Annotated in this window: 5 protein-coding genes and 1 pseudogene; 4 read left to right on the top strand and 2 right to left on the bottom strand. The window is 71.7% G+C overall.

The genetic code is table 11. The annotated features are described in order from the left end of the window. Positions 1-146 precede the first annotated feature (146 nt). Both GL263_RS21500 and GL263_RS21495 read right to left on the bottom strand, forming a co-directional pair. Complete coding sequence (locus tag GL263_RS21500; RefSeq protein ID WP_182857387.1) at positions 147-374, bottom strand: cation:proton antiporter regulatory subunit; 228 nt, start codon at positions 372-374, stop codon at positions 147-149. A 131-nt stretch (positions 375-505) separates the two neighbouring features. After that, entirely contained in the window at positions 506-1,435 is a 930-nt protein-coding gene (locus GL263_RS21495) for a helix-turn-helix transcriptional regulator (protein ID WP_182857386.1), read from the bottom strand. Between the two features lie 234 nt (positions 1,436-1,669). On the opposite strand from GL263_RS21495, the gene GL263_RS28900 reads away from it, so the two are divergent. The 4 genes and pseudogenes from GL263_RS28900 to GL263_RS21480 all read left to right on the top strand — a co-directional run. Further along, on the top strand, positions 1,670-1,798 hold the full coding sequence (locus GL263_RS28900; protein WP_267132785.1) for a hypothetical protein: 129 nt from the start codon (positions 1,670-1,672) through the stop codon (positions 1,796-1,798). Between the two features lie 326 nt (positions 1,799-2,124). Then, a complete protein-coding gene (locus GL263_RS21490; RefSeq protein WP_182857385.1) occupies positions 2,125-3,069 on the top strand; it encodes an ATP-grasp domain-containing protein in 945 nt (314 codons plus the stop codon). 97 nt (positions 3,070-3,166) lie between these two features. Continuing rightward, a complete protein-coding gene (locus GL263_RS21485) occupies positions 3,167-4,552 on the top strand; it encodes a nitrate/nitrite transporter (protein WP_182857384.1) in 1,386 nt (461 codons plus the stop codon). A gap of 184 nt (positions 4,553-4,736) precedes the next feature. Next, a pseudogene (locus tag GL263_RS21480) lies at positions 4,737-4,962 on the top strand (uroporphyrinogen-III synthase); the annotation flags it as partial.

The following is a 4,962-nucleotide window of genomic DNA, read 5'->3' as shown; positions in this document are numbered from 1 at the left end:
GGGGTGCCGGGGCCGAGCAGGATGCCGACGAGCATGTAGCAGGGGACGGACGGCAGTCCGATGCGGCGGGCGCCGCGTGCGACGAGCCCGGCGATGAGCAGGACGGCGCCGAGTCCGACGAGGTCAGCGTGCACGGCGGCGGGGGCTCAGCCGTCGAAGAAGGTGCCGGCGAGTACGGCGCCGACCTTGCGGGCCTGCTCCTCGGTGAGTTCGAGGACTGCGGTGGGGTCGGAGTCGTGGCCGGTGAAGACGTAGACGTCACGTCCGCCGGCCGCGTGGACGACCACGGAGACGCGCTGGTCGGGGCGTTCGAGGTCGATGTCGAAGCGCTTGCCGATGCCCGGCAGCTCCTGTACGTGCACGCCCTGGCCCATGACGGCGGCTCCCCACTGTTGTCCGTTCTGTGGCGACAGGGGAAGAATGTCAGCTTTCGTCGCCCGGGGCGGGCAGCGCCCGGCCGTGTCCCGCCGGAGGTCGCGGCCGGGCCGCCCCGCAGGGGGCCGCGTCAGGAGATCCAGCCGTTCATGGCGGCGCGGACGCCGGCCTGGAAGCGGCTGTCGGCGCCGAGCCGGTCCAGCAGGCTGGCGACGATGCGGCTGACCGAGCGCGGCGAGACGCCGAGCTGGTGGGCGATGACCTCGTTCTTCTTGCCCGCCGCCATCAGCAGCAGCACGTCGCGTTCGAGCTGGGTCGGCTCGGGGCCGTTCTGCTCCTCCTCGGCGGTGAACTCCAGACCGCGCTCCCAGTGGTGGACGAAGAGGCGCTGGAGGAAGCCGAGGACGGCCGGGTCGCGGACGAGGACCACACCCGCGGCGGTGTCCTCGGTGTCGACGGGGAGGACGGCGGCCTCGTCGTCGTAGATGAGCAGCCTGGAGGGCAGCACTCCGGTTGTCCGGATCTGTGCGCCCGCGGCGCTGATCTCGGCCGCGTACCGGGCGGTCGGCTTGTGCTTGCGCGCGGTGTGCTGGAGCAGCAGGCGTATGCGCGCGCCGCGCGCCAGCGTGTCCAGGTCGAGCGGGGTGGCGGATCGTATCGCCTCCTCCCGCAGCGCCCCGCCGGGGCTGAGCACGTCCACCGAGCTCTTGCAGTTGCGGGCCAGGTCGTCGATGACCGAGCGGATGTTGTCGATGCCCTCGATGACCTCCACCCGGCCCTTGGCCGAGCGCATGCTGCGGGCCTCCAGGTACTCGCCGGTCAGCGCGTGCAGCTGGGCGCGGGCGGCGGCGATGGCGGTCTGCCGCTCCAGCACGTCCCGCAGGGCGGGCGCCAGCAGCGTGTCGGCGGCGGTCTCGGGGGAGACCGCCGACCAGCCGCCGCCCGGCGAACGCTGCAGCAGGCTCAGCTCCGCGAGCGCGGCCTCGCGGCGCACGACCTCCGCCGCGTCCAGTCCGGCGCGGCTCGCGAGCTGCTCCGCCGAGTCGTTCGGGTGCAGCACGCGAAGTCGGTACACACGTGCCGTGACCTCGTCTATCTTGCAAGTCTTCCGCACGGTTCCAGCTTCCTCGATCCCGTCCCGCCGCTCGGCGACAATCCGCCAGGCGACATACTGCCAGGGCAAAACACTTGGCTAGAGGGCAGGAAGTCGCAAATATCGACTCCTGACTGAAGGCGACAGCTTCGTGGTCGCCAGGCACATTTAGGGAGGCGTCCTGTGAAGAGACTGACTCGCGTGTTCGCGGCATCTGTGATTGTGGGTCTGGCCGCTGTCGGGGCCACGCTCGGTGTGGCCGGCGCCGCGTCCGCCGCCGACAAGAGCACCGTCTCGTCTGCGAGCGCGACCGACAACATCTGGCAGTGACGGCCGGATAACAGGCGGGACGACCGAGCATTCCCGGAGAGAGCCATGACCACGCTCGCATCCAACGGAGAGCCCGCGGCACGCGCGACGGGAACGACCACGCCCGAACACCGTCGCCACGCCGCACAGATACCCGCCCAGGCACCGGGTTGGGGCCGGGTGGGATCCGCTGCCTGGGCGCTCCGCTCGTCGTCTTGCCACATCACCGATGATCGCCGCTCCCCCCACGGCGATTCCAGACCGGTGACCAAGCGGGGTGGCCGTTCCGCCGGACGGCTCACCGCGCGCTTCCGGTCTGGCGCACCTGGTGCGCTGGGAAGCGCCCGGTGAATCCACCCCCCACACCCCTGGCTGTTCTGCTCAACCCCCGTGTGCAGACGGTCCGGGCGGCGCGTGAGGTCGGGGCCCGCACCCTCATGGTGGGCCCCGACCTCACGGCGCCGGGAATGAGCCGGGTGCTCGCTGAGGCCGATCAGGTACTCGAAGCGGACTGGCGCTCGTACCGAAGGCTGACCGCCGCTCTCAGCCACCTCGCGGGCGCCCGGCAGACGGCCGTGTTCGGTTTCGAACGGGCCACGGCGCTCGCCGCCGCACGCGCCAACTTCGCGCTGCGCCTGCCGGGCAGCTCCCCCCTTTCCGTCGCCGTGCTGAGCGACGCCCTCGCGCTGCGCGAGCGGGTCAACGAACTCACCGGCGCCAGCGTGCGCTTCGAGGCCTGCGAGCGGGAACGCCTGCCCAAGGCGGCCTGCCAGGTCGGCTTCCCCTGCACCGTGCGACCGCGCGGCGCGACCTCCGCCGACGACGCCGTGCTGCTGCGCGGCGTCATCGACGCGGAGGTCGTCGCCGACCGGCTGCCGGGGGGCGAGGTGATCGTCGAGGAGTACCTGGACGGGCCGCGCGTCCTCGTCGAGGCGCACTCCCACCACGGCACCCACACCGTCGTCGCCACCACACCCCCGCTGCCCACGGGCGGCAGCGGCCCGCGCGAGCGGGTGCGCCGCGTCGGGGCGCGCGCGGACGGCGGGAGCACCAAGGGCCTCGGGGACCTCGGGGACGACGTGGCGCCGGCCGTGCACCGGCTCGTCGCGGACACGCTCGACGCCGCCGACTACGCCTTCGGGCCCTCCCTTACCACGATCGCGCTCACCGCGCACGGCCCCCGCCTCGTCGCCTCCGGACCGTGTACGGTGCCGGACAGCACCCTGCCGGCCGTCAGTGTGGCGGCGCTGCTGGAACTGCGCACTCCGGCTCACCGCGCCCAGGCGAGCTAGGTGAGAGCAAGGTTTCGCCCGCGTCACCTTCGGCCACAGACCGGAAATCTCCACTGCCTACCTTCGGGATCGACACCCGACAGGCCAGGGAGGCGCCATGACAGCTCCGAGCACCCAGCGCGGAGGCCGCTGGATCGAACAGTGGGACCCCGAGGACCCCGTGTTCTGGCGGGAGAAGGGCGAGTCCGTCGCCCGGCGGAACCTGCTGTTCTCGATCCTCTCCGAGCACATCGGCTTCTCCATCTGGACGCTGTGGTCGGTGCTCGTGTTGTTCATGGGCCCGGAGTACGGCATCGACCCGGCCGGGAAGTTCTTCCTCGTGGCGATGGCCACGGCGGTCGGCGCGTTTGTACGGGTGCCCTACACGTTCGCGGTCGCCCGCTTCGGCGGCCGGAACTGGACGGTGTTCGCCGCCGGCATGCTGCTGGTGCCGACCATCGCCGCGTTTGTGGTCATGGAGCCCGGCACGTCGTACACCACCTTCATGCTCGTCGCGCTGCTCACCGGGGTCGGCGGCGGTAACTTCGCCTCCTCGATGACCAACATCAACTCCTTCTTCCCGCTGCACCGCAAGGGCTGGGCGCTGGGCCTCAACGCGGGCGGCGGCAACATCGGCGTCCCCGTGGTGCAGCTCATCGCGCTGCTGGTCATCGCGACCGCCGGCGCCGGCCAGCCGCGAGTGCTGCTCGGCATCTACCTGCCGCTGATCGTGCTGTCCGCCTTCTGCGCGTGGCGCTACATGGACAACCTGGCGCCGGTGCGCAACGACACCGGGGCGGCCCGCGAGTCGGTGAAGGACGCGCACACCTGGATCATGTCCTTCCTCTACATCGGCACCTTCGGCTCCTTCATCGGCTACAGCTTCGCGTTCGGGCTCGTGCTCCAGAACCAGTTCGACCGCACGCCGCTGCAGGCCGCCTCGCTGACGTTCATCGGACCGCTGCTCGGCTCGCTGATCCGGCCCGTCGGCGGCCTGCTCGCCGACCGCTTCGGCGGTGCCCGCATCACCCTGTGGAACTTCGCGGCGATGGCCGCCGCGACGGGTGTGGTGGTGCTGGCCTCGGTGCGGGAGTCGCTGCCGGTGTTCCTCGTCGGGTTCGTCTCGCTGTTCGTGCTGACAGGGCTGGGCAACGGGTCGACGTACAAGATGATCCCGGGGATCTACCAGGCGAAGGCCGTCGCGCTCGGACTGAGCGGCGAGGAGGCCGCCGCGTACGGACGCCGGCTGTCGGGTGCCGCCATCGGCCTCATCGGCGCCGTCGGCGCGGTCGGCGGACTCGGCATCAACCTCGCCTTCCGGCAGTCCTTCATGACCAGCGGCTCCGGGACCGGCGCCTTTGTCGCCTTCCTCGCCTTCTATGCCCTGTGCTTCGCCGTCACCTGGGCCGTGTACCTGCGGCGGCCCGCCGCGCCCGCGCCGTCGGGGGCGGGAGACGAGGACACGGCGGAAACCCGGCGCCAGCCGGCGTACGCCGGAGTGTGAGGCGGCACCCGCCGGGCCCTGCGCACCGGCGGGCAGAACAGACACACCGTGCGCCCGGTCCCTGTGACCGGGCGCACGGCCCCACGTCGACCACGTAACACCGGTGAAATGCCGGCGCACCGCGCCTGTCACCTGGCGGCGGCAGGCTCGAAGGCCCAGGACAGAACGGGACGAGGCCCCACCGATGCATCAACCACTGCCGCTCGACGGATTCACGGTCGGTGTCACCGCCGCCCGCCGCGCCGAAGAACTCGGCGCGCTGCTGGCCCGACGCGGCGCCACCGTCCAGCACGCACCCGCACTGCGCATCGTCCCCCTCTCCGACGACCGCGAACTCCTCACCGCGACCGAGCGGTTGATCGAGCAGGCGCCGGACGTGGTGATCGCGACCACGGCCATCGGCTTCCGGG

The organism is Streptomyces durbertensis (assembly GCF_014156695.1).
Taxonomy (GTDB): domain Bacteria; phylum Actinomycetota; class Actinomycetes; order Streptomycetales; family Streptomycetaceae; genus Streptomyces; species Streptomyces durbertensis.
Note: the sequence above shows the minus strand (reverse complement) of the source record. Positions and strands in the feature narration are given on the sequence as shown.